This window comes from Selenomonas sp., from assembly GCF_057272215.1.
Genome location: NZ_DBHIUY010000001.1, coordinates 267,818 through 293,501, shown reverse-complemented (window position 1 = coordinate 293,501; position 25,684 = coordinate 267,818). Strand labels below are relative to the sequence as shown.

Sequence of the window (25,684 nt, the reverse complement as noted above, 5' to 3'; positions counted from 1 at the left end):
TCCCGCTGTCTACATGAACTGCTCTGCTTTGCAGAGATCGTGCAGCTCCCTTAAAGGAACCATGCAAATCCATTCTAGCACAGATTCAGCAGCCAGCCAAATCTTTTCAGCAAAAAACCCGTCGTTCTGCTAAATCTTTTTTGAGAAAATCCCAGCAAACAGCCAAATATTTTCTCAAAAATACCCGTCATTTTGCCAAATCTTTTCGACCGATCCATGCGGATGCAGCTCGCAAAAAGATCGCTCTTCTCACCACTGTCTTCTGTGCAGCCGATCCAGCCCCGCCCGCAGCAAAATCAAGAAGGAGAAGATTTCGAGCCGCCCCAAGATCATGAGGAACCCTGCAAATACCTTGACCCAGCCGGGCAGCAGCAGGAAGTCCTTGCCGCCGTAGAGGAGCGTCACAACGGTTCCCGTGCCCGACAGGCAGCCGACGGCGAAGCCCATAGCGGGCAGGGTGTCGATATGCGCGAGCGCGAGGCCAAGCGTCGCGAGAATCAGCACGACGACATAGAGAAAGAAGAAGCTCAAGATCCTGCCGTGGAGTTTGTGCGGCACGGACTTGCCGTCGACCTTGATGTTGACGATCATGCGCGGGTGGATCGTGCGCAGGATCTCCACCTTTGCCATCTTGATGAGCACGAGCAGGCGCATCGCCTTGAAGCCGCCGCCGACGGCGCCGATCGAAGAACCGAGCGTCGCCAAGAGAAGCAGCACGGCATGAGGAAAGGTCGGCCATGCGGCAAGCGGCGCAGCGGCAAAACCCGTCGTCGTCGCGAACGAGATCGCGTGGAAGAATCCCATGCGAATGCTCTTTTCGACATCGTAGACGCCGACGACGGCGAGATAAAGGGCGAGCGCCGCGCCGCCTAGGAATACGACGAGGAGGAAGAAGCGCAGTTCCGCGTCGGCGAAGAGCGCACGCACATCGCGCCGCGCCGCCGCGCGCTGCCACAGGATGAAGTTCACGCCCGCAAGAAGCATCGCGGCTTCCGCCGCAAGTTCCGTCGTGACGCCGCTTCCCTTCAGCACGATGCCGCGCGGATCAAGTCCTGTCGTAGAGATCGAGGTCAGGGCGAGCACGACACTCGACAGGAAACCCTCGCCTGCGAGCAGGAAGAGACCGATCGAAAGAAGCGTCAGAGCGGCGTAAAGAAGCGCCATCTTTCGCGCCGCCGCATTCATGCGCCGCAAGAGCGGGCTGAAGTTCGTGCTCTGCCGCGCCGAGAGCGTCAGCCCGAAACAACCGCCGACCTGCGGCATGATTGTGACCAAAAGGCAGAGGAAGTACATGCCGCCGATCCAGCCTTGAAAGATCTGCCAGAAGCCGAGCGAGCTTTGAAGTCCCGTCGGCGTAAAGAGGAGCGCTGTCGTCGTGAACGCTGCAACGCTCGCGAAGAAAGCGTCAGCAGCGGAAAGCTCGCCCGTGAGAAAAAACGGCAGAGCGCCCAAAAGCGAGTTCAACAGCCATGCGGCGAAGAGGAATACGGCGCCGTCGGTGACGCTGATCGTCCGGCGATGCCCCTTGGAGAGATGCGAAAAGACGCGCCAGAGGACGAATGAGAGCGCCGCAGGCACGCCGAAGGAGAGCGGGTGCTCGTCCTCCCAGAAGATCGCGAGACCAAAAGCGACAAAGAGCGCCGCGCCTTCCAAAAATGCCATGCGCCCGAGCAAAAAAGCGATGATGCGCGTATCCATATCAGTCCTTGCCCTTGAAATACTTCATGACCTTCTGTGCAAAGCGCGTCTGGATGAAGAGAATGGTTCGGTCGCCGGGCAGAAGCACCGATGCGCCGTTTGGTATCACGGCTTCGTCATCGCGCACATAGGCGCAGACGAGGCATTCGCGCGGCAATCGCGCGTCCATCAGAGGAATCCCTGCGACGGGTGCGCCGTCCTGCACGATGACCTCAACGGCTTCCGCTTTCGCACCTTCGAGAAGTGATACCGATACGACGCCGCCGCGCCGCGCGAAAGCAAGGACTTCGGATGCGGACAGAAGGCGCGTCGGCAGAACGATGTCGACGCCGACCTTTTCCATGAGATCGACGTATTCGCTTCGCGCGACGCGCACGACCGTTTTCTTTGCCCCCAAATGTTTGGCTAAAAGCGCGAGCATAAGGTTCAGCTTATCGTCCTCCGTCAGGCAGACGACGGCGTCAGCATCGGCGACGCCCTCTTCCATCAAGAGGTCAATGTCCGTGCCGTCGCCGCAGATCGCAAGACCGTTTTCGAGATTTTCCGCCGCGAGGCGACTGCGCTCGCGATTGGCGTCGATGATCTTTACAGCGACGCCCGCCTCGTCGAGCATCTTGGCGAGGAAGCGGCCCGTGCGCCCCGCGCCGATGAGCATGACGTGTTCGAGCCGCCTTGCGTCGCGCTGCACGAATGTCTCGCTGAACTTCTCGATCTCCGTGGGATCACCGATGAAGTAGGCGTTGTCGTGCGGCAGGAGACAGTCGTCGCCGTGCGGGATGATCATGCGATGGTCGCGGAAGATCATGCCCGCGAGGATCGCCTTAGGCATTTCGAGATCTTTCAGAGGGATGTTCGCCAAGGGCGAGTGGCGCGTCACCTTCGTCTCGAAAAGACGCACCTTGCCGCTCGCAAAGTCCTCGACGTCGAGCGCGGCGGGCGTCATGAGGATGCGATAGACCTCGCGCGCCGTAATGAGTTCGGGGTTCAGCATGAGGTCGATGTCGAAGTTCTGCTTCAGGTATTCCTTCGCCTCAGAAAGAAACTGCATGTCGCGGATGCGCGCGACCGTGTGCGTGATGCCGTGCTTCTTCGCGAGAATGCACGCGACCATGTTGACCTCGTCGCCCGCCGTCACGGCGATGAGGATGTCCGCCGCGCGGATATCGGGATCGTTCATCGTGATGGGGCTGGCGCCGTTCGCCGTGATCGTCAGCACGTCGAGCGTATTTTTCGCCGCTTCCAGGCGCACTTCATCCTGATCGACGAGCACGACGTCGAACTCCTCATTGGAAAGAAGCTCGGCGATGCTGTAGCCGAGCTTTCCCGCACCGACTATAACAATGCGCAAGGCAATTCCTCCTTTTGAGATATATGCACAAAAAAGCCAAGGGAGCCGCCGCCGTGCGAATTTGCACGGGCTTCCCTTGGCTTTTTGCACCCTTTGCCTTATTTTAACCCATTCGGCGCGGCGGTGCAAATCATTTCAGCGAGATAAGCTCGTAGTCGCGCGTGCCGAGCCCGATCTTCTCGCCATGCACGAGCGTTTCTTCCCAACAGACGTTGGGATTCGTGTCGAGGAAGTGGTCGTGATGTTGATGCCAATCGGGCTTGGCGAGGTGATCACCGAGCTTGCTGTTGCGGATCGGCTGCGCCTTGAGCGCCATGTCGACGCACGCCTGATCGAGCGCGATAGGGTCAAACGAAGCGAACATGCCGATGTCGGGCAGAATCGGCGCGTCGTTCTCGCCATGACAGTCGCAGTGCGGCGAGATGTCACGCGCGATGCTGATGTGGAAGCACGGACGCTCCTGACAGACCGCCTGCGCGTACTCCGCCATGCGGCGGTCGAGGATGTCAGCGGCGTCCCAGACCTCGTTGTAGAGCGCGTTGAAGGTACACGAGCCGATGCAGCGGCCGCAGCCCTTGCAAAGCTCCTTGTCGACGACCGCCTTATTCCCTACATAAGAAATCGCATCCGAACCGCATTCCTTCGCGCAGCGGCGACAGCCGCGGCAGCGCTCCTCGTGTACGCCGACCTTGCCCGACGAATGCTGTTCCATCTTGCCCGCGCGGCTGCCGCAGCCCATGCCAATGTTCTTGATCGCGCCGCCGAAGCCCGTCTGCTCATGCCCTTTGAAGTGCGTGAGACTGATGAAGACATCGGCGTCCATGACAGCACGGCCGATCTTCGCCGTTTTCAATACGATGGCGTTCTTGATCGGCACTTCCAACTCGTCCGTGCCGCGCAGCCCGTCGCCGATGATGATCTGACAGCCCGTCGTCGTCGGATTGAAGCCGTTGATATTCGCGCAGTCGAGATGCTCGGGCGCATGGCGGCGGCTGCCCGGATAGAGCGTGTTACAGTCCGTCAAAAACGGGATGCCCTTTTCCTCTTTCACGAGATCGGCGACAGCCTTCGCGTACTGCGGGCGCAAAAACGCAAGATTCCCCATCTCGCCGAAGTGCATCTTGATCGCGACGAAGCGGCCCTCAAGCTCGATCGTTTTGAGTCCCGCCGCAAGACACAGCCGCTGCAGCTTCTTCGTCAAACTCGTGCCAACTTCCGTACGAAAGTCGGTGAAATAAACTTTTGCTTTCTCTGCCATTATATGTACCTCTTTTCATGCTCTTGGCATATTTCCCATGCAGAAGAAGCTCCTGCCTGTCTATCATACCATAGTCCACATGAGAAGTATATGAAATCTGCGATTCTCATGCGCTTTGCCTTGACCTTGAGAACTTTACTCCGTAGAATAGTGCTATGGAATTTATTGGAGAAGAATTTGTGTGCCGACCCGAAGAAGGTCGATGGCTGGAACCTTTTATGGAACTTTGGTTCTAAATCTTATCATTTTAAGGAGGCGTTTATTTTGACAGCAAAAAGAACGATGCAGGGATTGATGGGTGCGCTCATGGCGCTCATGCTCTTGTCGGGCTGCGGCCTGCAGGCGGATGATGCTTCGCATTCGGTGGAAGCGAAAGCGGAACAGACGGCGGATATGGAGGGCGTCGAAGGGACAGCGCCAGCATTTAAGGCGACCGCATTTGACGGCTCAGATGTCGCGATCAATGCTGCTATGGACAAGAAACTCTACGTCATCAATTTCTGGGCTACATGGTGCCCGCCGTGCCGCGCCGAGATGCCCGAACTCAACGAGTTCGCCAAGAAGCATGACGGCGAAGTCACATTCTATGCGATCAATCTCCAAGAGCCGAAGGATACGGTTGACAAGTTCCTCAAGGACAACGGCTACACGATGCCTGTGCTCCTCGACCTCAACGGAGAAGCGGCGGACATCTATCGCGTCCGCGCCATCCCGACGACGTATGTCATCGACCGTGACGGCACGATTCTGCTGAAGAAGATCGGCGGCACGACGGCGGCGGAGCTGGAAACGGCGCTCTTGCGCGCGGCGAAGTAGGGGGGATTCTTTGGAAGCGATTTCTTTCGGCGCAGCGTTCCTCGCCGGCGCCGTTTCCTTCGTTTCGCCGTGCGTGCTGCCGATGCTGCCGACATTCCTGCTGATCCTCGCAGGCTCCAGCGGCACGGCGGCAGGCGGCGCCGCCCCCGCTTCATCGGCAAAAAGCGCGGGCCGTATGCTCTTTCGCAACGTCTTTTTCTTTCTCCTGGGCTTTGCTGTCGTCTTTCTCGCGCTCGGCGCGACGGCGACCGTACTCGGGCAATTTCTCGCCCGACACCTCGCCCTCGTAGAAAAAGCCGGCGCTTTGCTGCTCGCGCTCTTGGGACTGTTCCTCTCGGGGCTTATCAGTCCGCGCTTTCTCTACCGCGAGTGGCGTCCCTTTCTGCACCGCTCATCCGAAGGGGCTGTCGGCTCCTTTCTCCTAGGCATGTCGTTCACCGTCGGCTGGACGCCTTGCACGGGACCGATTCTCGCGGCGATCTTCATCTACGCAGGGAGCCGCACGACCGTCGTCGAAGGGCTTTGGCTGCTCGGCTTCTATGTGCTTGGCTTCGCCCTGCCTTTCCTCGTGCTCGCGCTTCTCTGGCATCGTCTTGAAAAGCGTGTGCGCACCCTCTACCGCTTCCTGCCTGCGGTACAAAAAGCGGCGGGGATTTGTCTCGTCGCACTCGGCGTCATGATGTGGTTCGGCTGGACACTGCGCCTTATGGGCTGGCTCTCCGCTTTCGTGCCGTTCTCTTTGTAAGAATCGCCGAGGGTATCCGTGCTTCCTATCGCGCGTCCATGCTTTTCCATGAAAAAAATTTGACGCTGCCGCAAGCGGCGTCGGAAAGGAGTGTCCCATGCAGATATCCAGCCGATTCACCATTGCCGTCCACATGCTTGCGGCACTCGCTCTCTTCGAGGATGATCGCCGCGTCACGAGCGACTTCCTCGCAGGCAGCATACAAGTCAACCCTGTCGTCGTCCGCCGCCTGCTCCTCATGCTCAAGGGAGCAGAACTTGTCAGCGTGGCGCGCGGCAGAAACGGCTCGCGTCTCGCACGAAACCCGTCGGAGATCACACTCTACGATGTCTACCGTGCGACGGCGCTCTTAGAGGACGGCAAGCTCTTTCACTTCCACGAGCGACCGAATCCCGCCTGCCCCGCCGGGCGCACGATTCATGCCGCCTTGGACGGCAGGCTCTTCGACGTGCAGCAGGCGATGGAAGAAAAACTCCGTGAGATACGTTTGTCCGATATCGTCACAGATATGAAAGCGGCTATGAAAAAGGCGCAGCCCTAGTGCTGTGCCTTTTTCGCTTGAGATAAGGAGGAACATCTTTATGCGTATGTATGATCTCATCACGAAGAAAAAACGCGGCGAGCCGCTTGCCGCAGAAGAAATACGCGCCATGATCGAGGGCTTCACGACGGGCAGGATTCCCGACTATCAAATGGCAGCGATGCTCATGGCGATCTGCTTTCGCTCCATGACGGAAGAAGAGATGCGTGCGCTTACGCTCGCTATGGCGGCTTCAGGCGACGAAGTCGATCTTTCCGCATTCGGCGCATCCACCGTGGACAAGCACTCGACAGGCGGCGTAGGCGACAAGACGACGCTCATCGTCTGCCCCATCGTCGCGGCGGCGGGCGGGCGCATCGCCAAGATGAGCGGGCGCGGTCTCGGTCACACGGGCGGCACCGTCGATAAGCTCGAATCCATTCCGGGCTTTCAGACGACGCTCTCGCGCGAAGACTTTTTCGCCGTCATCGAAAAGACAGGGCTTTCTCTCATCGGTCAATCCGGCGAACTTGCGCCCGCCGACAAGAAGCTCTACGCGCTGCGCGACGTCACGGCGACCGTCGATTCCATCCCGCTCATCGCCGCATCCATCATGAGCAAAAAGCTCGCGGCGGGCAGTGCGGCGATCCTGCTCGACGTCAAGACGGGCAGCGGCGCCTTCATGAAAACGCTGGAGGACGCATTGGCGCTCGCCCGCGCTATGGTCGCCATCGGCGAGAGCGCGGGCAGGAAAACCGCCGCCGTCATCACCGATATGGATGCGCCGCTCGGCTTCGCCGTCGGCAACGCGCTCGAAGTCGCCGAAGCCGTGGACGTGCTGCAGGGCAGAGGCCCCGCCGACCTTAGGGAAGTCAGCCTCGCGCTCGCCGCCGACATGCTGCGCCTCATTGGGCGCGGCGACTTCGCGGAGTGCCAAAAGCTCGCGGCGAATGCCGTCGCAGACGGCAGCGCCTTTCGCGCCTTCGCCGCTATGGTCGAGGCGCAGGGCGGCGATGCAGCGTACCTCACCGATCCATTGCGGCTGCCGCAGGCGGACTTCCGGCGCGAAATCCTCGCCGAAAGAGACGGCTATATCACGCGCATGGACGCCGAAAGAATCGGTCAAGCCGCCTGTATGCTCGGCGCAGGCCGCGAGACAAAGGACAGCGTCATCGACCATGCGGCAGGCATCCGCCTCATGAAAAAAACGGGCGACGCCATAAAAGCGCACGAACCGCTCGCCCTGCTCTACACGAACGACGAAAGCCGGCTCGCACCCGCAGCCGCCTGCTATAGACGCGCCGTTGCGATCAGCGCAAAACCGCCCGAAAAGCGTCCGCTGATCTTCGCGCGCGTCACGAAGGACAGCTTCCAAAACGCCGAAAAGCCGCACGAGCCGACGGCGAAAGAAGCGTTGAGCGCCGCCCTCTTCGAAGAAGTCGCCGCCGCCATGTCGCACCGTACCCAAGAAGGAGGCAGCACAGATGGACGATAAGGCGCTCATCGAGCTTGCCAAGCAGGCACGCGCCCACGCCTACGCCCCCTACTCCGGCTTCGCCGTCGGTGCGGCGGCGCTCTCTGCCGACGGGCGCGTCTTCTTGGGCTGCAACATCGAAAACGCATCCTACGGTCTGACAAACTGCGCCGAGCGCACCGCCATCTTCAGCGCCGTCGCGGCGGGGGCGAAAGTGTTTGAGGCTCTCGCCGTCGTCGCAGACGGCGAGCAGCCATGTTCACCGTGCGGCGCTTGCCGCCAAGTCATCGCTGAGTTCTCGATCAAGCGCATCATCCTCGCGAATCTCGCAGGAAAAAGCCGCATCGTGACCGCCGAAGAGCTTCTGCCCTACGCCTTTTCCCTCGACAACAACAAAACATAGAAACACCGTGCCCATGCGTCTGCCCCGTCTCCTTACACGGCTAAAAGTATGCCGTCGGCGGTCGATTCTCCGCTTGTCAACAGTTTCCTAGAAAATTTATAGGAAACTGTTGACTTTTTGACCTTTCATCTTTATAATGAGAATCAGTAAAGGAAAGCGACCATCCTACAAAGGAGATGAAGATCATGCATGAAGCAGGACACACCTTTTTGGCACGAATGGGAAAGACGAAGCTGCGCCCGGGCGGCATCGACGCGACGAACTGGCTCTTGGAAAAGGCGAAGATTCAGCCCGCCTCCAAGGTTCTCGAAGTCGCGTGCAACATGGGCACGACGATGCTCCTCGTCGCCAAGCGATACGGCTGCAAGGTCACAGGCATAGATTTGGATGAAGCGGCGCTCGAAAAGGCGCGTGAAAACATCCGTGCAAACGGCTTCGAAAAACAGCTCTCGGTCGTCTGCGGCAGCGCTTTCGATCTGCCCTTTGAAGATGCGAGTTTCGACGTCGTCATCAACGAGGCGATGCTCACGATGCTCATCGGCGAGGACAAAGATCGTGCCCTCAAGGAATATTCGCGCATCCTAAAGCCCGGCGGCGTGCTTTTGACGCATGACGTCGTATTTCGCGAAGAGAACCCGCAGGTGCAGCACGAACTTATCGCCGGACTCTCCAAAGCGATCAACGTCCATGTCGAACCGCTGACACTTGCAGGCTGGAAGGAAAAGATCGAAAAGCACGCCTTCCGTACGGAGCAAAAGTACGGCGCAATGACGCTTCTCGATCCGCCCGGCATCCTGCACGACGAAGGCGCGAAGGGCGCTTTGAAGATCATGACGAACGCCATGAAGAAGGAGAACCGCGATATGTTCACGACGATGTTCGACTTCTTCCACGACCACGCCGCCCAGCTCGGCTATGTGGCAAACATCAGCACACGACTGTAACCGCCGCGGGATAAAAAATGGGGCTGCTGCACAAAATAAATGTGCAGCAGCCCCATCTTTCTTTGGCAAGATGCGCTTTTTCAATAATTCTTCTTGAGCTGTTCGAAATACGCCTGCGGATGATTGCAGACGGGACAGACCTGGGGCGCCTGCGGCGATTCACAGACATAGCCGCAGTTGCGGCACTGCCAGATGATCTTCTCGTCCTTCTTAAACACCTTCTCATCCTTGATATTTGCAAGCAAAATGCGATAGCGCTCCTCATGCTCGCTCTCGATCTTCGCCACAGCCTCGAAGAGACGCGCAATCTTCGTGAAGCCCTCTTCCTTCGCGACCTTGGCAAACTCGGGATACATCGAGGTCCATTCCTCGTGCTCGCCGTCTGCGGCTGCCTCAAGATTCTCCGCCGTCGTGCCGACGCCCGCGACGAGCTTGAACCAAATCTTTGCGTGCTCCTTCTCGTTGCCCGCCGTCTCGGCAAAGAGCGCCGAAATCTGCTCAAAGCCGTCCTTCTTCGCACGCGACGCATAGTAGCCGTACTTCGTGTACGCCTGCGACTCCCCGGCAAATGCCGCCCAAAGATTCTTCTCCGTCTGTGACCCTTTCAGTTCCATAGCAAATCCCCCTTATCGAATGCTTAGGGAAACGCTGATAAAATGAAGTCGCCCAGATTCGCACAGATGCATCGTTCCTATCTAGGAGACAAACCGCAGGCGTAGCGGCGCTACGTCGAGGATTTGTTGACGACGAGAGGACGGTGCAGATGCGTGAAGATGGGTGGCTGAATTTATCAGTGTTTCCTTAAATACGGTCTTTCTCGTATCATAGCACCGCCAAAGAATACCGTCAATCCCTATTTATTTAATATGAAATGATTCTCGTTTGCTCCGCTACATATTCCGAGCGCGCCTAAAAAAACACGGCTCTCTATACGCTCATAATGAGTGTATAGAGAGCCGTGCTGCCATCTTTTACGGTGTAAAGATAATATTCTTCTCGAACCACATTTTGATCGGATAGCCTTGATAAATGATCGGGGCGAAGCGCATACCCCAAAGCGCCTCTTCGGCGGCTTGCCGAAAACCAAGATTGGGGGCGTCGGAGAGTATGCGGACGCTTTCGATACTGCCGTTGGTGTCCACGAGAATCCTCGCGCTTATCGTAACGACGGAAGAATAGCCGAGAGCGCGGGCTTCTTCCGGATACTCCGCTTGTGCATCGCGCAAGATTGTGTAGGATATGCCGGAAGACGCTTCCGCCGTGTATGAGCCGTCTCCGTTATCCGAAAATCCTGCGCCAAGCCCCGCAGATGCGCCGCCGTTTCCTTGTCCTTCGCCACTTGGAGAGCCGCCGCGTCCCTCTCCTTCGCCTGTATCGCCTGCTGTACTGCCGGCGCCTTCGCTGCTTGCCTTCGAAGGAACGCCTGCCTTTGCAGCGACCGTCGTACTCGCCTGTGTAGTGGCAGGAGCCTCAGCCGGCGTCGTCGATACGTCGGCGAGCGTATGCGTCGCTTGCTCGCTTTGCGCAATGGCTTTCTGCACATCTTGCAAAGCTGCTGCAGAGGTCATGCGTATCTTCGGACCGCTTGCCGCAGGCACAGCATCAGAGCCTGCGGCATCGTCGCCGCCTGCAGCGGCAGAAACAGCGCGTTCGGAGATGATGCCGACTTCCAGAGCGGGCGGCGTACTGTCCCGCTCTGTCATCCAGTCCAAGCCGACAAGATGCACTATGACAGCAAGCGCCGCATGTGTGAGCAAAGACAGCAGGAAGCAGAACATCCAAGGTCGTTTCTTCATGCAAACTCACCCTTTGGAATCCGTAGCGATATAAACCTTGCTAATGCCCAAGTTCTTCACGAGATCCATGACTTGGACGATCTTCCCGTAGGCGGCGGCTTCATCCCCGCGCAGAATTACCGAAATATCCTCGCCCTTTGCCGCATCTTGCTGCAGCCGCTCGGCTAGCCCTGCGAGCGTCATAGGCTCCTGTTCATAGTAGAGCGTACCGTCCGCTGTGACAGTGACGGGGATATTGCGCGTCATGCTGACCTTTGCCGAAGCGGTTTGCGGCAATGTCAGCGGCACACTCTTCTGCACGACCATAGAAAGCATACTCATCATGAAAAACACCAAGAGGAAGAAGATAATGTCGATCATGGGAATAATCATGAGCTGCGGGCTCTTCTCTTCGGGCAGGAGATCAATCTTCATCATGCGTACCCCCGACGAGCGCCAGATACATAGACGACGTATATTCTATGCCGGCAATGATGGCATTGGCGCGATGCGACAGCCATGTGTAGATCGCAAGCGCTAGGATAGCCGCTAAAAGTCCGCTCGCCGTGGCGATCAGAGCTTCACCGACGCCGCCCGTGATGGCGAAAGGCTGCCCTTCAGAGATCGCAAGCACGCTGAACGAGCCGATCATGCCCGTGACAGTGCCTAAAAGCCCCAAGAGCGGCGCCATCGTCACGATGACGCTCAGATACTCCAAGTAGCGGCGCAGCTCAAGAACCTTGCGCTTGGCGGCTGCCTGTACGATTTCTTCCTGCCGCGCTTTGCCGCCGCGCTCTGCCAATGCGGTGAGAAGTACCTCACCCACCGCGCTGGCGTCCTCCTCGCACAGCGTTTGCGCCGCCTTATAGTCCTCGTCACGCAGCGCTTTCATCAGCCGTCCGTCGAAGTCCTCGATCTTTGACTTCTGCTTCTTATAGTAAGAAAATCTCTCAAAGGCAATCGTCAAACTGATGAGAGAAGCGAGCAGGATCGGGTACATGACCAGCCCGCCCTTGAAAAACAAATGAAGCAAATCCATAAATCACACTTCTTTCTCGATCAGAAGGCGTATTTCGCACCAATAAAGTAGGTGCGCGGCATACCGGGAATCAATGTATACATACCAAAGCCGGCAGTCTCATAATACAGCTTATCAAAGACATTCGTCACGCCGCCATACCATTCCAGGTCTTGGTTTTGCTTGAACTTAAAGCTGATGTCCAAAAGTCCGTAGGACGTCATGCTATTGTTAGGATCGTGTTTGTCCGATTCCTTCACGAAATTATTATAGCCGCCAAAGAATGTGTATTTCAGTGCGGCGCTCCATTTCTTGTCAAAGGTATAATTCGCCTGCAAAAGAGCCTTATGCTGCGGTACATACTGCAAACCACTGTTCGTAAAATCGATCGCATCCGCGCCATGCTCATCGACGAGCGCTCTGCCTTTCGCCGTATAGCGCCGCTCCCCATGCAAATAGGTATAGCCCTCCGTAAGTTCCAGCTTGCCCAGCCGTTGCTGCAAGGACAACTCTATGCCATGACGCTTGGTATTGAACATATTATACGTCTTATACTCCGGACCGTACGGACCGAAGAAATAGGGGCGGTTCAATTCATTGGACGTTTCTGTGGCAAAGAGTGTCAAGCTGACGGCAGAGATGCCGATCTTATCGCGCATACCGATCTCATATAAGTGATACTTTTCTTCTTCTGCGGTCGTCGCTTTATATACCTGCTGATATGGATCGGAATACACCTGATCGCAGATCTGCAGACCATCCGGACTTGTAAAGCCTCTCTCCCAGCGTGCAAAGACGCGTCCGACAGGACCGTATTGATACGCAACGGACAGTTCTGCGGCGGTATTCCAACGATTGGAAGAATCCTTGCCGCCGATCGGTCTTCTCTTTGTGCCGCCATCTTTATCAAAATCCCAGATGAGTTTTTCACGCCGGATGCCTTGGGTAAAGGTAAATTTGTCCCGCTTCATTTGATTGAGCAGGTAAAGCGCCTGCGTTTCCTTATTGTACTGGAAGGACTGTTGCTTTCTCCCCGACTGATATTCCAGATCCGAACTCTGCCGTATCCAATCAATGCCGATAAGCAAAGAATCCTGCTTCCCGTAAGCATAATCAAATTTCATGCGTGCGCCGTAAGAATCATGCTTCATCTTGCCGTCAAGAAGCCGTGTATTTTTATACCAACCGTCGGTATAGAAAAAATCGCCGCTGAATTTCAGCCGCTCGCTCAAATTTTGATGGTAGGTGAGATTATAGGTATCGAAATCGCGATCGCCGTTTAGATAGTCTGCAGCAGAGGCGGGTCGATGATGTCTGCCATCGCGCTCTATTTTGCTTCTATTTAGATTTTGCAGAAATTTACTCGCTTCATTGAGATGGCTATAGCGAAAAGTTACCGAATGATCGGCGTCAGCATCGTAACGCAGACCTGCGAACGCATAATTGCTGTTGCGGTACGTATCGACAAAGTAGAGGTCGCGCTGCAGGCGTGAATAACCGCCCTGCAAGGTGAGCTTGTCGCCGACTTTATCGCCGTAATTCAAACTCATGCGATAGCCGTCCGAATTCCATTCCGTCGTGAGCGTGCGCTGCGGCTTGTTCATGCTCCTGAGGTTCGTCGTAATGTTGATGATGCCGCCCGCCGCGCCGCTGCCATAGATAATCGAACCGCCGCCGGGGATGATCTCGATCTTTTCGATCTGTTCGACAGGTACATAGTCATAGTTATTTGGCAACGGATGATTGACCATCGTCGTGACGGGCGCGCCGTCAATCAAAACTTGCAGATTGCGCTCGGACTGATCGCCTTGCCCGCGAATGTCAATATTCCCCCAACCCGACGCCCCGACGCTGATACTGGGCTGATCCTTTAAGATGTCAGAAATCGTCTTATAGCCTTTTTCCTCGATCGCTTTCTTCGTGATGACAATGATTTGCTTCGTGTCGCGCAGCTTTTCGATCTCCATATAGTCAGGACGCACGTATGTATCCGCCAGCTTAATTGTTTTCTCCGGATCTGCCTGCTTCTTTTCCACGGCGTCCGCAGCCTCTGCAGGCGGGGTTCCTATACCCCCCCATGTATATAGACTGCATACAAAGAGCGCTGCTGCATACGGTGTTCTTTTAACTCTCATCTTCATCGTCGTTCCCCTCCAGAACCTTTATGATATTTGTGAAATAAAAATTGAAGAATCATTTATAATTACAAATATTATGAATGATTCCTTGGAATTTTATCATTAAAGATAACGAGTGTCAATATTGATAATATTCCCTACAACTTTCTTGATTGACAATGCCTATAGAGCATGGTATCCTTGCAAAAGAAGTTATCAAACGATATGTTTTTAATATGATGACATGGATTTCCTGCACGAAAAAGAAAGGAAGGTCTGCAATATGCATCCTTGGAAGAAAAAATGTCTGACCCTCGCCGTCGTCTGTTCCATCGCAGGAGCAGCTCCCGTTTATGCAGCGGAAAAGAGCGCCGAAGCGGACGCGAACACCGCAGTCGCTGCAGAAAACTTGTCCACTGGGGGGGGGGCACGATCTCGGTGAGACGACCGTCACCGCGACGAGAATCTCCGAGCCTGTCAATAAGGTTCCGGCGAACGTCACCGTCATCACGGCGAAGGAGCTGGAAAAGCGGCATGTATTCAGCCTGCGCGAAGCGCTGGAAAGGGAAGCGGGCATCTACGTCTCGCCGACGGCGGACGTAAAAGACGGCTTGAGCCTGCGCGGTTTCGGCGGCACGAATATCCTCGTCATGTATAATGGACAGCAGCTCAACAACTCCTTCGATGGCGGCGTCAACTGGGATTCCATCCCTCTCGACAACATCGAGCGCATCGAGATCGTGCGCGGCGCAGGATCCTCGCTCTACGGCGGGCACGCCGTCGCCGGCGTGATCAACATCATCACGAAGGACAAAGAAAAGCCGGGGATTCATGGAGAGGCGAATCTTTCTTACGGCAGCAACAATACATGGAAGCGCGGCGTCCAAGTCTCGGGAAGCGAGGGACGCGTGTCCTTCCGTCTCGGCTATGAAAAGCGCACCTCAGACGGCTGGGCGGGCTATTTCGTCACGCCGAGAGTTTCTTCGGGAAACAAAGCGGGAACCGTCACGGGCAATCTTCCCCAAGCTGCCAACGGCAGATATATCATCGGCAGCCGCGGCGCTAAGGATAAAAAGAGCGAGAACACTTTCCTCGATCTGAAGTATGCCTTTGAAGCGGAGCGCTCCCTCGACTATACCTATATGCACAATTCCTACCGCTACTCTTACCACGATCCGTTCACCTACCTCAAGAATCCGGACGGGACGCCGGCTTTCAGCGGCATTCTGCGCCTGTCTCCCAAACGGTATATTGAGGTGGATCCGTCGGACTATCTCGGCTACAACGGTGAGCGCGGACAGGACATCCATAAGCTGCGTTACGAAGATGCAAAAAATGATTTCAAGGTGGGCGTCGGCTACAGCGATACATACAAAGACGGCTACTCTTCGACGGGGGATGCGACAAGCATCAACTGGACGGGTGCAGGCGGCAGGACGGAATATCCGAACCAGAATTATAATGTGGATCTTCAGAAAAAGTGGCAGATCAGGAACAACACGCTGCTCGCGGGCGCTGCATGGATGAAGGATACGATGCGCTACCGTTCGTATCGTTTGTCAAACTGGAAGGATTGGCGTTCGGTCGTCGGCGCACCAACGATGCAAAGCGGCGGTTCCATCATCTCGACAGCGCTCTTCGTACAGGACGAACTTGCGCTTGATGCACGCTGGAAACTGCAGCTTGGCTTGCGCTATGATAAATTTAACAAGCAGGACGGCTATTCCTATGTGAAAACCGTGCGCAAGGATTATGAAGATCGGACATTTTCTGCTTGGAGCCCTAAGTTGGCGATAAGCTATGAGCCGCAAAAAGATACGCTCGTATTCCTGAGCTTCGGCAAATCCTTCAATCCGCCGTCCATCTATAAGCTCTACCGCCGCGCCGGCGACAAGATGTCCTCGGTACAGGCAAATCCTGAACTGACGCCGGAAACTTCGACGACGTATGAGCTTGGCGTCAAACAGAAGATCAATAAAAATACATCCTATGGCGTTACGCTCTTCCGCGTTGCCACCGATGACAAGATCGCGCTGGCGACACTTGGCGGTGTCAAAGCCTACTACAATATGAACTCCGCGATGGCTAAGGGAATGGAACTTGAAGTCAAGCATCGCCTGAGCCGCGATTGGCGAACCTACCTCAACTATACGTTTGAATCAGGAGAACTCACCCACGGCGGCGTGACGGAACGCGATTGGGATATTCCCAAGCACATGCTGAATTTCGGCGTTGACTACACGCATGGCAATTTCAACGGCGTTCTCGATGCGCAGTATGTAGGTGCGCGTCAAAGTGTTGACTCGATCACAGGGGAATATGGCTCGGAGGACAGCTTCTTCCTCACGAACCTCTATCTCAACTACAATGTTGATAAAAATCTCAAGCTGCAGCTTGCTGTGCGCAACCTTTTTGATCGCAATTTTTACGCCTATGAAGCGACAAGCGGACGCACATACACGCTCGGCGCTTCGTACGCTTTCTAAAAACTGCGGATATACACAGCGTTTTTAACGCAAAAGAAAGGATCCCATGAGACTCATCTATCGTCTGCATCGCTGGATCAGCGCCGTCTGCGCCGTCTTTTTCCTGCTGCTCGTCCTGACAGGACTGCCGCTGCTCTTTAACGGCGACGCTGCGCGTTGGAATGCACTGGAGCCGCGTCCCGATTTTGGCGAGGCATCACCTCGCGTGCTCTGGGCGGGGGCGGCGGCAGGAATTTCCCGCATCGAGCGAGAGCAGCCTGAGCGCAGAGTGCAGTCGATCGCTGTTTATCCCGAACGCGGGCTGCTCATCTATCGACTCACGCGCACCGAAGGGGCGCACGGCGGACGCGGTGCATCGGCTTTGTCTTATGCGTATGCGCCGCAGGATGATGCACTCGTACCTTGGTCGAGCGGTGCCGTCAAGTCGCCTGCACTCGCTTCGTTCATGGGCTGGATGCACCATCTGCATATGCGCCTTGCCTTGGGCGAGGGCGGCATGATCTTCCTCGGAGTCATGTGCTTTTTGAGCTTTCTGTCGCTTGCAGGCGGTGCGCTGCTCTATCCGTCTTTCATGAAGCGGCGGCTTTTCGGCGGTATGCGCGGCGGTGCATCGGCAGGCAGCTTCTTTGACTGGCATATCTTCCTCGGCGTCCTCACTGCGGTCTGGGCGGGGCTTTTGACCTTGAGCGGCGTCGCCATAGCCGCCTATATTCTCGGCTATGGCAGCTATGCCAGCGACGCGGCAAAAAGTGTGCCGCAGCGTACGAGCGCACCGCCTGCGATCACCCTCACCGAGATGCTGGCTTATGCCGAGGAGCATTTTCCTGCGCAGGATCTTCTGCGCCTTGAGGCTGCAGATGCCGCTTCGCCTGCCGTACTGACCTTGGCGGATGCTGCAAGACCGCAGATGTTTCGCGGGCAGGACGTCTATTTGCTGCGCGGCGAGGACGGCGACATTGAGCATTTCACGAAGCCGCTGCCGCGCTGGCTCGTCGTTTGCGATGCCGTGCGCGACCTGCACCTGCATAACCATGCGACGATGTTCTTGAAGATCGTCTGGGCGCTTCTCGATCTCTTATGCGCTGCCGTCATCGTCACGGGCTTTCTCGGATGGCTGCAGCGCAGCCGCCGCAGTAAGGAGCGGCCGCCCGTGTTCGATGCTCACGTCGGAACAAGATCTGTGCCGTGGAAGGAGCCGCTGTCTTTCGCTGCGCTTTCCCTCATCGGCATGACCGCGCCGCTCGGTGACACCTTCGCAGGCAACATGATCGGCTCGGCTGCGTGGCTCATCCTCCTCGCCTATGCTTTCGCCCTATGGCGGCGCGGCAGGCGGTAGCCGACGCTCCTCGTTCTTCCGGCGTTTGCATGGGACGGCAAAACGGCAGTTTCGTCTTCAGGCGAAGCTGCCGTTTTTCTTTGGCGTCGGTTTCGGTGCATATTTTTCATTTTCCTCTTGACAACGGGGAAATTCCTTACTATAATAAATTCATAACGATTAAACAACTACTTAATTAAGAGGAGGAACCCCCATGAAGAAAAGCTATAAGATCGAAGTGGACTGCGCAAACTGCGCCCAGATGATGGAGGACGCCGCGAAGAAGGTCGAGGGCGTGACGGATGCGACAGTGAATTTCATGGCGCTGAAGATGAAGGTCGAGTTTGCCGACGGCAGCGATCCCGTCGAGGTCATGCCGCGCGTTCTGTCAGCTTGCCGCAAGGTCGAGAGCGACTGCAATATTATATTTTAAGGAACCGCGGATAGAAGGAAGCCGCCCGAATGCGTGAAGAGGGGCTGCTGCATTTATCCGTGAATCCTTAAGGAAATTTCCTAACCGTCCGTTTCGTATCACGCCGCCGGAAAGCAGGTGTTCTCTTGAACAAGAAGCAAAAAAGAAATCTCATCCGCATACTTCTGGCGGCATCTTTGATGATCGTCATGAATTGGCTGCCCGTCGAAGGTTTGCCGCGCTTTTTCTTTTACGTCGTGCCGTACCTCATCATCGGCTATGACATCCTCGTCAAAGCGGCGAAAGGCGTATGGAACCGCCGTCCGCTTGATGAAAACCTTCTGATGTCGATTGCGACAATCGGCGCGATGGGGCTTGCCGTCTACGAGGACGGCGACTACGTCGAGGGCATCGCCGTCATGCTCTTCTACCAAGTCGGCGAATGGTTCCAAAGCTATGCCGTCGGCAGGAGCCGCCGAAACATCGGCGAGCTTATGGACATTCGCCCCGACTACGCCAATGTGGAGGATAACGGCAAGCTATGCCGCGTCGATCCCGATGAGGTCGAGATCGGCACGGAGATCATCGTGCAGCCGGGCGAGAAAATCCCGCTCGACGGCATCATCACCGAGGGTGCATCGACGCTCAACACAAGTGCGCTGACGGGCGAGAGCCTGCCGCGCGATGTGGAGAAGGGGCATACGGTCGTCAGCGGCTGCATCAATCTCACGGGCGTCTTGAAGATTCGCACGACGAAGGAGTTCGACGAATCGACGGCGTCAAAGATCTTGGAACTTGTCGAGGACGCCGGCTCACGCAAGTCGCGCTCGGAGACATTCATCGCGCGTTTTGCCCGCATTTACACGCCGATCGTCGTCGCAGCGGCGATTCTGCTCGCCATCGTGCCGCCTGTCGTGCGCCTTGCTGCACTCGATCTTTCACCCGATTGGGGAATTTGGATCTACCGCGCCTTGATTTTCCTCGTCATGAGCTGCCCATGTGCGCTCGTCGTCAGCGTTCCCTTGAGCTTCTTTGCAGGCATCGGCGGCGCAAGCCGCGAAGGCGTGCTCGTCAAGGGAGCGAATTATCTCGAAATGCTTGCCGAGATCGATACGGTCGTCTTTGACAAGACAGGCACGCTGACGCGCGGCGTATTCGAGGTCAATGCCGTACACCACGGAACAATGGAAGACAAAAGGCTTCTGGAGCTTGCCGCACTCGCCGAAAGCGCTTCCTCGCATCCGATCAGCCGCAGTCTTAAAGAGGCTTACGGCAAGGAAATCGACCGTTCGCGCGTCACGGACATGCAAGAACTCAGCGGCTTTGGCGTGACGGCAAAGGTCGACGGCATCGAAGTCGCCGCCGGCAACGGCAAACTCATGGAGCGGCTCGGCATCGAGTACCGTCCATGCAGTCACCCGGGTACGATCGTACAGATGGCGATCGCGGGCGAATATGCCGGTCACATCGTCATCGCCGACGCGGTCAAGCCCACATCGAAAGCCGCCATCGAAGGTCTGCACCAAGCGGGCGTAAAGCGCACGGTCATGCTCACGGGCGATGCGCGTACGGCTGCCGAAAAAGTCGCAGCCGCGCTTGGCATCGACGAGGTCAAGAGCGAGCTTCTGCCTGCGGACAAAGTGCGGGAAGTCGAGCGGCTGTTGGATGAAAAATCGTCGGCGAAGAAGCTCGCATTCGTCGGCGACGGCATCAACGACGCGCCCGTCCTGAGCCGCGCCGACATCGGCATCGCTATGGGCGCGATGGGTTCCGATGCTGCCATCGAAGCCGCCGATGTCGTCTTGATGGACGACGATCCGCAGAAGCTGCCGAAAGCGATTCGCATCGCCAGAAAGTGCATGACGATCGTGCATCAGAACATCGTCTTTGCCATCGGCATCAAACTCCTGTGCCTCGTGCTCGGCGCCGTCGGCATCGCAAACATGTGGTTCGCCATCTTCGCCGACGTCGGCGTCATGGTGCTCGCCGTCCTAAATGCCCTGCGTGCGCTCTTCGTGCGCCGCCTGTAGACGGCATCTCATCGCTGCACCGCGCCGCAGGCATCCGACGGGCTTCATTTTATCAGCGATTCCTTTACAGTATATGATATAATAAAGAAAGCACGGATATATTCCGTGCTTTCTAAGCATACCCGTTGAACTGCGGCAAAGGAGACTGCTATGAAAATTCTCGTTGTCCTAAAAGTAAAAAATCATCATAAAAAGTGGCTGCAAAAGAGCGCGGCAGACGCTGAGCTTCGCTTCCTTCCCACCGATCAGGTGACAGAAAGCGACCTCGCCGACGTCGATGCCATCATTGGCAACGTGCCGACAGAACTTTTGCCTGCGGCAAAGAAACTGCGCTGGCTGCAGCTCAACACGGCTGGGGCGGACATCTACTGTAAAGACGGGTTGTTGAAGGATGACGTCCTCTTGACGAACGCGACGGGCGCTTATGGTCTTGCGCTCTCTGAGCATCTCCTCGCGCAGCTTCTTGCGATGATGAAGAAGCTCTATCCCTATTATGACAACCAAAAAGCGGGGCTTTGGCGCGATGAGGGCGCCGTCGCCTCGATCGAGGATGCGACCGTGCTGATTCTTGGCATCGGCGACATCGGACGCGCGTTCGCCCGTCGCGTCAAAGCGCTCGGCGCTTACGTCATCGGTGTGCGCCGCCGCGCCGGAGCGAAGCCTGTCGGCATCGACGAGCTTGGCACGATGGCAGAGCTTCCCGCACTCCTTGTACGCGCCGACGTCGTCGTGTCCGTCTTGCCGGGGACGAGCGAGACGACAGGGCTTTTCTGCAAGGAGCGTTTCGCTGCGATGAAGAAAGGCGCCTACTTCCTGAACATCGGACGCGGCAGCGCCGTCGTCACCGACGACCTCATCGAAGCAGTGCAGGCGGGACGTCTCGCAGGCGCGGCGCTCGACGTCACCGACCCCGAGCCTTTGCCTGCCGATCACCCGCTTTGGCGCACGCCGAACGTCTACATCACGCCGCACATCTCCGGCGACGATCACTTGAGCGCAACACAGGACAAGATCGTGCAGATCGCCGCGAGAAATCTCAGCGCTTTCCTGCATGGCGTATCGCTCGAAAATCTCGTGGATCGCAATACGGGCTACAAGCATTGAGGAGGGATTCCGATGCGTCAATGTATGGACATGAAGAACCTGCACCGCAGACTGCGGAAAATTCGCGGACAAGTCGAGGCCATCGACCGCATGATCGAGAAGGACATCCCGTGTGAAGACCTTCTCTCGCAGATCAATGCCGCAAAAGCCGCTCTGCACAAATGCGGTCAAGTCGTTCTCGAAGGACATATCCAGCACTGTGTCAAAGACGGCATCGCGCACGGCGACGCGGAAAAGACCGTAGAGAGCTTCACCAAAGCAGTCGAACGCTTTGCCAATATGGGATGATAAAACCTCAGTCAAAAAGGCTTCCGGGCAACAAGCTCGGAAGCCTTTACTTATGATAGACCAAACATTACGGTGACGCCCCAAGAGGTCAAACCAAAGGCAGAGACCGATTGGCTAGGCTTCTGTAAGGCGTGAGGACATATTTCAGCGTGCCACCTTGATAAAGCTGCGCAGGAAGCGGGCGAAAAAGCAACCCATGCCATTTCGCGTGATGGCTGAACATATATCCTGAAAGTTTATTCCTCGGGAACCTTCGTCATAAGTTCCAGACTGCGCTCTTCGTTCATCGTGCGGCACATCTCGATGAACGTATCAAGCGGCACGTCTTTGCGCTGTTCGTTCGTACCGCGCACGTTGATGGATACGGTGTTTTCCGCAGCTTCCTTATCGCCGAGCACGAGGATATAGGGATCCTTGTAGTGCTTGAAGCCCTTGATTTTCTCGCGCATGTTCTTGTCGGCATAATCGACCTCGAAACGGATGCGGCTCTTGAAGAGCTTTTGCGCGACCTTCTTCGCATAGTCGTTGTGCTCGGGGCGGATCGGCACGATGCCGACCTGCACGGGACTGAGCCAGAAGGGGAACGCGCCCTTGAAGTTCTCGATGAGGACGCCGATGAAGCGCTCCATCGAGCCGAAGATCGCGCGGTGCAGCACGACGGGCTGCTTGTGGCTGCCGTCCTTGGCGATGTACTTGAGGTCGAAGTTCTGCGGCAGCTGGAAATCGAGCTGCAAGGTGCCGACCTGCCACTCGCGGCCAAGCGCGTCCTTCATCTTGAGGTCGATCTTCGGGCCGTAGAAAGCGCCGTCGCCCTCGTTGATCTCGTAATTGCCCTCGCCGTACTTGCGGTCGAGGATCGCCTTGAGCTCCTTCTCGGCGATATCCCACGTCTCAATGTCGCCCATAAAATCGTCGGGGCGCGTCGAAAGCTCCGCCTTACAGCTCATGCCGAGCGTCGAATAGATCTCGTCGGCGATATCCATGATGTCGCCCATCTCAGCGGCGATCTGATCTTCCATGAGGAAGGTGTGGTCGTCGTCCTGACGAAAGAGCTGCACGCGGAAGAGACCGTTAAGCTCCCCCGACTTCTCCTTGCGGTGGATGACGTCGACCGTGTTGTAGCGAATCGGCAGATCGCGGTAGGAGCGCGTCTTGCGCTGGTAGATCTTGATGGCGTTCGGGCAGTTCATCGGCTTGATCGCAAACGTGTCGTCCGCTTCGATATCGCCGTCTGCACCGGGAATCAGGAACATATTTTCCTTGTAATGCGCCCAATGACCGCTCGTGACCCAGAGGCGCTTATTGTTGATGACGGGCGCGGAAACTTCCTGATAGCCGTGCGCCTCATGAATGCCGCGCCAGAATTCCAACAGTGCGTTGAAGAGCTTCCAGCCGCGCGGCAGCCAGTAGGGCATACCGGGCGCCGTCTCGTCAAACATGAAGAGGTCGAGCTGCGGTCCGATCTTCTTGTGGTCGCGTTCCTGCGCATCCTTGATGAAAGCGAGGTGCGCCTTCAGCTCCTCCTTCGTCGGGAAAGCGTAGGCATAGATGCGCGTGAGCTGATCGCGCTTCTCGTCGCCGCGCCAGTAAGAGCCGGACATCGAGCGAAGCTGCCATGCGGCAGACAACAGCGCGGCAGAGTTCTCGACGTGCGGTCCGCGGCAGAGGTCGACGAAGTCATCGCCCGTGCGGTACGTCGTCAAGATCTCGTCGTCGGGCAGATCCTCGATGAGTTCGACCTTGAACTTCTGATCGGAAAAGAGTGCGAGCGCGTCCTTCTTGGAAATCTCCTCGCGCTTCCAATCTTCCTTGCGCTTCAAGATCTCCTTCATCTTCTCTTCGATGGTCTTGAGGTCGTCGTTCGTCGCCGCACGCGGCAAGAGAAAGTCGTAGTAGAAGCCATCGGCGATCTCCGGTCCGATGGCGTACTGCGTCTCCTTGCCGAAAACTTCGATGACAGCCTTTGCAAGCACATGTGCCAACGAGTGGCGGTAGACGTGCAGAAATTGTTCTTTATCCATGCTGTTTCCCCTTTATTGGACATTTGTACAATCGCTATGCGCAGAAAAGCGAGCGGCGCCTTGCACAGTTTCTTCTATTATTATAGTGCAAAACGATAAATTTGTCACGACGCGCTCGAATATCAAAGGAATTCGGACAGCTTGCTTAATTGCAACAGCCAAGCGGGCAGTTTCCAAATGCGCTGATCGCCAAGAAATGTGCGATGCACCCTTTACAAGCAGCAAGAGATATGATACACTAGCGAAGTACCTTTGAGGAGAGGTGTCCGAGTGGTCGAAGGTGCTTGACTCGAAATCAAGTGTGCAGCAATGTACCGTGGGTTCGAATCCCACCCTCTCCGCCATTGAAAAATAAGGCTTCGTGGAGATTTCCACGAAGCCTTTTCTGTGTCCATTTTGGGGCGAAAAATAGGATTTTGGGCACATTTTGGGCACTAGAGATTTTGAACTCGTTTTTTGATGCTGTAAAATTTGCGACTACGACATAGAAAAAGAGGATGCCGTGCAGCATCCTCAGATTCGTTCGTGCATCACTTTTGAACTCTTGGAAGGGTCTGTTTGATTTCCTTCTCAGCGGACGAAAAGCTCTCTTTTGTCCCTTGTCCGATGCCTTTTTTGCAGAATACCCGTGTTTGTGGTGGTATCCATACCCTGTTATTTGCATGGACAGGCGGGACGAGGGGACAATACTCTGGTGGACAGTGCATCACTTTTCGGAGAAACGTGATGCACCTTTCTCCGTTATAGGAGTGCCAGGTACTTGGACTGCTCGTCTTTTGCAATACTCAGCGCGTCCATCGCGGCTTCGGCGGAGATTCCCATGCGCTGGATCAGGCTCTTGATGTTTTTCAGGCGTTCTGTCTCTGCACCGCGCACCTCTCCTTGCATAGTTCCTTCCGCAACACCTTCGTTATACAGTTCTTCCATTACCCTGCACATAGCTGTTACCCCCTTTTCATCTTCTTTGAAAAAACGCGCGCGCTCAGCAAGCACATCACTGTACATATCATTCGGATCACTGCAAAAGAAGTCATGCATGAGCTTTCCGAGCGGGCGTTCACTCTGACATTCCCCGTTGACGTATAGAATGTGTGCGCCGTCGTCGAAAACCTCCTCGGTGTCCTCGAATGTTCGGCGCACCTTGTAGAGCGGTTTCCCTCGTTTCCATACGTCATGCTCCGTGATGAAGATGACGTATGTTTCGGGCAGATCGGGGAAGAGTGTTCCTTTACTGACCTCACGGGAATCAATCATGCTGCTGTTGAATCTCGCACGACGGGGAACTGCTCCCTCGTCGCTGCGCTGTATCTCTACATCGTAGATGTTCTCGCCATCCGTTGCGAGTGCATCAAATCGTACGGCACGTCCGTATAGATTTGGCACACTCTGTTGCGTGATGACCTCCGTCACGATTAGACGGTTATTGCCCATGACGGCACGGAGTACGACCTCCATACAGGGAATATTCCCATCAAAGCAACTGTTAAAGAACGTGTCATCCATCAACCGAAGCTGCTTGATCTTCTCAAGGTATCGACTTTTCTTTTGTTCGAGTTCAATGATAATCACCTCAAATCAAATGATCTACCTATATCTTATAGGGATTTCCTCTTTTTTGCAAGATTGTCATTTCTCTTGCGTGCCAAAAACGTAATTTTTTCAGGACGGTCTTCTTCCAGATGAATTTGTATTTGTTGCGACAGATTCGATCTTGGTTCCGTCGATGAAGATGTGCTCAAGCGATATGACGCCGAGCGTTTGCAGGAATGAGATTTTGCATGTGTGGTTTGGTGATAGCGATGATATAGAAAACGAGGATGCCGTGTAGCATCCTCGCATTTAATTTGTGGGTCGTAATACATAACAAAACGACCGCAGACGGAAAAGGTCTGCGGTCGTTTGCTTGCTGTCG

The 25,684-nt window shown here is 56.0% G+C and carries 22 protein-coding genes and 1 tRNA gene; 13 read left to right on the top strand and 10 right to left on the bottom strand.

The genetic code is table 11. From position 1 onward, the window contains the following. Positions 1–249 precede the first annotated feature (249 nt). From ACO5Z0_RS01250 to ACO5Z0_RS01240, 3 genes are all read right to left on the bottom strand, one after another. Entirely contained in the window at positions 250–1,698 is a 1,449-nt protein-coding gene (locus ACO5Z0_RS01250; protein ID WP_485648878.1) for a potassium transporter TrkG, read from the bottom strand. A gap of 1 nt (position 1,699) precedes the next feature. Continuing rightward, positions 1,700–3,046, bottom strand: a complete 1,347-nt coding sequence (trkA, locus tag ACO5Z0_RS01245; protein ID WP_442672275.1) for a Trk system potassium transporter TrkA — start codon at positions 3,044–3,046, stop codon at positions 1,700–1,702. Positions 3,047–3,176: 130 nt separating this feature from the next. Beyond that, complete coding sequence (locus ACO5Z0_RS01240) at positions 3,177–4,304, bottom strand: DUF362 domain-containing protein (protein WP_485648877.1); 1,128 nt, start codon at positions 4,302–4,304, stop codon at positions 3,177–3,179. A 264-nt stretch (positions 4,305–4,568) separates the two neighbouring features. On the opposite strand from ACO5Z0_RS01240, the gene ACO5Z0_RS01235 reads away from it, so the two are divergent. The 6 genes from ACO5Z0_RS01235 to ACO5Z0_RS01210 all read left to right on the top strand — a co-directional run bounded on the left by ACO5Z0_RS01235 (position 4,569) and on the right by ACO5Z0_RS01210 (position 9,206). Continuing rightward, positions 4,569–5,120, top strand: coding sequence for a TlpA family protein disulfide reductase (locus ACO5Z0_RS01235; protein WP_442672277.1), 552 nt, complete (start codon positions 4,569–4,571; stop codon positions 5,118–5,120). Between the two features lie 10 nt (positions 5,121–5,130). Next, positions 5,131–5,865 carry a cytochrome c biogenesis CcdA family protein gene (locus ACO5Z0_RS01230; protein ID WP_485648876.1) on the top strand — a complete coding sequence of 245 codons (735 nt, stop codon included), beginning with the start codon at positions 5,131–5,133 and terminating at the stop codon, positions 5,863–5,865. A gap of 97 nt (positions 5,866–5,962) precedes the next feature. Next, positions 5,963–6,406 carry an Rrf2 family transcriptional regulator gene (locus tag ACO5Z0_RS01225; RefSeq protein ID WP_442672279.1) on the top strand — a complete coding sequence of 148 codons (444 nt, stop codon included), beginning with the start codon at positions 5,963–5,965 and terminating at the stop codon, positions 6,404–6,406. Between the two features lie 40 nt (positions 6,407–6,446). Then, on the top strand, positions 6,447–7,880 hold the full coding sequence (locus ACO5Z0_RS01220; protein WP_485648875.1) for a thymidine phosphorylase: 1,434 nt from the start codon (positions 6,447–6,449) through the stop codon (positions 7,878–7,880). Continuing rightward, complete coding sequence (locus ACO5Z0_RS01215) at positions 7,870–8,262, top strand: cytidine deaminase (protein ID WP_485648874.1); 393 nt, start codon at positions 7,870–7,872, stop codon at positions 8,260–8,262. The genes ACO5Z0_RS01220 and ACO5Z0_RS01215 overlap by 11 nt, the downstream gene beginning before the upstream one ends. A 185-nt stretch (positions 8,263–8,447) precedes the next feature. Next, positions 8,448–9,206 (top strand): class I SAM-dependent methyltransferase, encoded by a 759-nt coding sequence (locus tag ACO5Z0_RS01210; RefSeq protein ID WP_442672282.1) that lies wholly within the window; start codon positions 8,448–8,450, stop codon positions 9,204–9,206. Positions 9,207–9,286: 80 nt separating this feature from the next. Here the strand turns inward: ACO5Z0_RS01210 and rbr are convergent, their stop codons facing one another. The 5 genes from rbr to ACO5Z0_RS01185 all read right to left on the bottom strand — a co-directional run bounded on the left by rbr (position 9,287) and on the right by ACO5Z0_RS01185 (position 14,134). Continuing rightward, positions 9,287–9,820 (bottom strand): rubrerythrin, encoded by a 534-nt coding sequence (rbr, locus tag ACO5Z0_RS01205; protein ID WP_442672283.1) that lies wholly within the window; start codon positions 9,818–9,820, stop codon positions 9,287–9,289. Positions 9,821–10,177: 357 nt separating this feature from the next. After that, positions 10,178–11,002 carry an energy transducer TonB gene (locus ACO5Z0_RS01200; protein ID WP_485648873.1) on the bottom strand — a complete coding sequence of 275 codons (825 nt, stop codon included), beginning with the start codon at positions 11,000–11,002 and terminating at the stop codon, positions 10,178–10,180. A gap of 6 nt (positions 11,003–11,008) precedes the next feature. Next, complete coding sequence (locus tag ACO5Z0_RS01195; protein WP_485648872.1) at positions 11,009–11,419, bottom strand: ExbD/TolR family protein; 411 nt, start codon at positions 11,417–11,419, stop codon at positions 11,009–11,011. Continuing rightward, complete coding sequence (locus ACO5Z0_RS01190) at positions 11,406–12,020, bottom strand: MotA/TolQ/ExbB proton channel family protein (RefSeq protein ID WP_485648871.1); 615 nt, start codon at positions 12,018–12,020, stop codon at positions 11,406–11,408. The genes ACO5Z0_RS01195 and ACO5Z0_RS01190 overlap by 14 nt, the downstream gene beginning before the upstream one ends. Positions 12,021–12,040: 20 nt before the next feature. Beyond that, positions 12,041–14,134 (bottom strand): TonB-dependent receptor, encoded by a 2,094-nt coding sequence (locus ACO5Z0_RS01185; RefSeq protein ID WP_485648870.1) that lies wholly within the window; start codon positions 14,132–14,134, stop codon positions 12,041–12,043. Between the two features lie 335 nt (positions 14,135–14,469). Between ACO5Z0_RS01185 and ACO5Z0_RS01180 the strand changes: the two genes are divergently transcribed. From ACO5Z0_RS01180 to ACO5Z0_RS01155, 6 genes are all read left to right on the top strand, one after another. Further along, positions 14,470–16,602 (top strand): TonB-dependent receptor, encoded by a 2,133-nt coding sequence (locus ACO5Z0_RS01180; protein WP_485648869.1) that lies wholly within the window; start codon positions 14,470–14,472, stop codon positions 16,600–16,602. Between the two features lie 46 nt (positions 16,603–16,648). Further along, positions 16,649–17,938 carry a PepSY-associated TM helix domain-containing protein gene (locus ACO5Z0_RS01175; protein WP_485648868.1) on the top strand — a complete coding sequence of 430 codons (1,290 nt, stop codon included), beginning with the start codon at positions 16,649–16,651 and terminating at the stop codon, positions 17,936–17,938. A gap of 193 nt (positions 17,939–18,131) precedes the next feature. After that, the gene (locus ACO5Z0_RS01170; protein WP_485648867.1) at positions 18,132–18,350 is read left to right on the top strand and encodes a cation transporter; all 219 of its coding nucleotides are present in this window, start codon (positions 18,132–18,134) and stop codon (positions 18,348–18,350) included. A gap of 125 nt (positions 18,351–18,475) precedes the next feature. Then, a complete protein-coding gene (locus ACO5Z0_RS01165) occupies positions 18,476–20,359 on the top strand; it encodes a heavy metal translocating P-type ATPase (protein ID WP_442673361.1) in 1,884 nt (627 codons plus the stop codon). A gap of 150 nt (positions 20,360–20,509) precedes the next feature. Next, positions 20,510–21,463: a D-2-hydroxyacid dehydrogenase gene (locus tag ACO5Z0_RS01160; RefSeq protein WP_485648866.1), complete on the top strand. Its 954-nt coding sequence runs from the start codon at positions 20,510–20,512 to the stop codon at positions 21,461–21,463. A gap of 12 nt (positions 21,464–21,475) precedes the next feature. Further along, positions 21,476–21,751, top strand: a complete 276-nt coding sequence (locus tag ACO5Z0_RS01155) for a metal-sensing transcriptional repressor (protein WP_442673363.1) — start codon at positions 21,476–21,478, stop codon at positions 21,749–21,751. Between the two features lie 236 nt (positions 21,752–21,987). On the opposite strand, the gene thrS is transcribed toward ACO5Z0_RS01155, so the two are convergent. Next, positions 21,988–23,772, bottom strand: coding sequence for a threonine--tRNA ligase (thrS, locus tag ACO5Z0_RS01150; protein WP_485648865.1), 1,785 nt, complete (start codon positions 23,770–23,772; stop codon positions 21,988–21,990). 256 nt (positions 23,773–24,028) lie between these two features. On the opposite strand from thrS, the gene ACO5Z0_RS01145 reads away from it, so the two are divergent. Further along, positions 24,029–24,116: transfer RNA gene (locus ACO5Z0_RS01145), tRNA-Ser, on the top strand. A 397-nt stretch (positions 24,117–24,513) separates the two neighbouring features. On the opposite strand, the gene ACO5Z0_RS01140 is transcribed toward ACO5Z0_RS01145, so the two are convergent. Beyond that, entirely contained in the window at positions 24,514–25,341 is an 828-nt protein-coding gene (locus tag ACO5Z0_RS01140) for an Rpn family recombination-promoting nuclease/putative transposase (RefSeq protein WP_485648864.1), read from the bottom strand. Positions 25,342–25,684: the final 343 nt, after the last annotated feature.

Bases quoted from the DNA above. Each gene is read 5' to 3' on its own strand.
- ACO5Z0_RS01250 (WP_485648878.1), bottom strand. From the start codon at position 1,698: ATGGATACGCGCATCATCGCTTTTTTGCTCGGGCGCATGGCATTTTTG.
- ACO5Z0_RS01240 (WP_485648877.1), bottom strand. From the start codon at position 4,304: ATGGCAGAGAAAGCAAAAGTTTATTTCACCGACTTTCGTACGGAAGTT.
- ACO5Z0_RS01225 (WP_442672279.1), top strand. From the start codon at position 5,963: ATGCAGATATCCAGCCGATTCACCATTGCCGTCCACATGCTTGCGGCA.
- ACO5Z0_RS01220 (WP_485648875.1), top strand. From the start codon at position 6,447: ATGCGTATGTATGATCTCATCACGAAGAAAAAACGCGGCGAGCCGCTT.
- ACO5Z0_RS01215 (WP_485648874.1), top strand. From the start codon at position 7,870: ATGGACGATAAGGCGCTCATCGAGCTTGCCAAGCAGGCACGCGCCCAC.
- ACO5Z0_RS01210 (WP_442672282.1), top strand. From the start codon at position 8,448: ATGCATGAAGCAGGACACACCTTTTTGGCACGAATGGGAAAGACGAAG.
- rbr (WP_442672283.1), bottom strand. From the start codon at position 9,820: ATGGAACTGAAAGGGTCACAGACGGAGAAGAATCTTTGGGCGGCATTT.
- ACO5Z0_RS01200 (WP_485648873.1), bottom strand. From the start codon at position 11,002: ATGAAGAAACGACCTTGGATGTTCTGCTTCCTGCTGTCTTTGCTCACA.
- ACO5Z0_RS01195 (WP_485648872.1), bottom strand. From the start codon at position 11,419: ATGATGAAGATTGATCTCCTGCCCGAAGAGAAGAGCCCGCAGCTCATG.
- ACO5Z0_RS01190 (WP_485648871.1), bottom strand. From the start codon at position 12,020: ATGGATTTGCTTCATTTGTTTTTCAAGGGCGGGCTGGTCATGTACCCG.
- ACO5Z0_RS01185 (WP_485648870.1), bottom strand. From the start codon at position 14,134: ATGAGAGTTAAAAGAACACCGTATGCAGCAGCGCTCTTTGTATGCAGT.
- ACO5Z0_RS01180 (WP_485648869.1), top strand. From the start codon at position 14,470: ATGCAGCGGAAAAGAGCGCCGAAGCGGACGCGAACACCGCAGTCGCTG.
- ACO5Z0_RS01175 (WP_485648868.1), top strand. From the start codon at position 16,649: ATGAGACTCATCTATCGTCTGCATCGCTGGATCAGCGCCGTCTGCGCC.
- ACO5Z0_RS01170 (WP_485648867.1), top strand. From the start codon at position 18,132: ATGAAGAAAAGCTATAAGATCGAAGTGGACTGCGCAAACTGCGCCCAG.
- ACO5Z0_RS01160 (WP_485648866.1), top strand. From the start codon at position 20,510: ATGAAAATTCTCGTTGTCCTAAAAGTAAAAAATCATCATAAAAAGTGG.
- ACO5Z0_RS01155 (WP_442673363.1), top strand. From the start codon at position 21,476: ATGCGTCAATGTATGGACATGAAGAACCTGCACCGCAGACTGCGGAAA.
- thrS (WP_485648865.1), bottom strand. From the start codon at position 23,772: ATGGATAAAGAACAATTTCTGCACGTCTACCGCCACTCGTTGGCACAT.